Source organism: Candidatus Symbiopectobacterium sp. NZEC135 (assembly GCF_025962695.1).
In genome coordinates this window covers 1-1,128 of the sequence record NZ_JAGFPF010000617.1, presented here as the reverse complement: position 1 = coordinate 1,128, position 1,128 = coordinate 1, and the positions used below count along the sequence as shown (strand labels likewise).

1 protein-coding gene is annotated in these 1,128 nt (G+C 51.2%); it reads left to right on the top strand.

Going from position 1 to position 1,128, the window contains the following annotated elements:
- A partial coding sequence (gene rfaQ, locus J5224_RS35950) for a lipopolysaccharide core heptosyltransferase RfaQ (protein ID WP_264628572.1) occupies positions 1 to 1,053 on the top strand: 1,053 nt, incomplete at its 5' end.
- Between the last annotated feature and the right edge of the window lie 75 nt (positions 1,054 to 1,128).

Sequence of the window (1,128 nt, the reverse complement as noted above, 5' to 3'; positions counted from 1 at the left end):
ATATTGATTGTAAAGCTGCGTTTTCATGGGGATATGCTGCTGACTACGCCGCTTATCAGCACGCTAAAAGCGCGCTACCCAAAGGCCGCGATTGATGTGTTGCTCTACCAGGACACCATCCCTATCCTTTCCAAGCACCCGGATATCCACCGGTTATACGGTTTGAAAAGAAAAACCGCTGGCGCAATGGAGAAAATCAGTGATTTTGTCACCATGCGCAACACACTTAAACGCAACCGCTATGACCTGATTGTGAATTTGGCCGACCAATGGCCAATAGCGCTGCTGATTAAATCGTTGAACTGCCCTTACAGTCTCTCCATTCAACGCGGAGGAGCCCGGCAGTCACTGTGGCGCGCCTGTTTCACCCACTGTCTGGAACCAACGGGGCAACATATCGTTGAGCAGAACTTCTCTTTGCTCGCCCCTCTGGATGTGCCAGAACAAGACAGAACTCGGCCGCTGTCGCTGTACTACGGCCCGGAAGACGCGGAACGCGTTTTTGCCCTTGCGCCTGAGTTAACGGCAACGCCTTATGTGGTCATTCAGCCGACTGCCAGACAGTCTTTTAAATGCTGGGATAACGATAAATTTGCACAGGTCATTGATCATCTGAAACAGCAAGGATTAGAGGTCGTCCTTACCTGTGGCCCAGGTGCCGAGGATGTGGCGGTGGTGAATGAGATCCACACCCTGTGCGAACACAAACCTACTCTGTCGCTTGCCGGTAAAACGCATTTTCTCGAACTGGCAGCGTTAATCGACAAAGCCGTGCTTTATATCGGCGTCGACTCAGCACCAATGCACATGGCGGCAGCGCTCGCGACGCCAACAATTTGCCTGTTTGGACCGACGGATCACCGTAAATGGAGCCCTTGGTCAGATAACCATATTGTTCTCTGGGCGGGAGACTACACCGCCATGCCCGAGAGAAAGTATCTCGATAGAAATAAAAAATACCTGTCATGTATCCCTGCTCAGGACGTTATTCAAGCCGCAGAAAAACTGCTGGCCTGCCCCACGGGTGCTCCACTAAATACGGCAGAAAGATAAGGAATTCCGCATGAAAATTGCCTTCTGCTTGTATAAATATTTCCCGTTTGGCGGCCTGCAACGCGATTTTCTCAG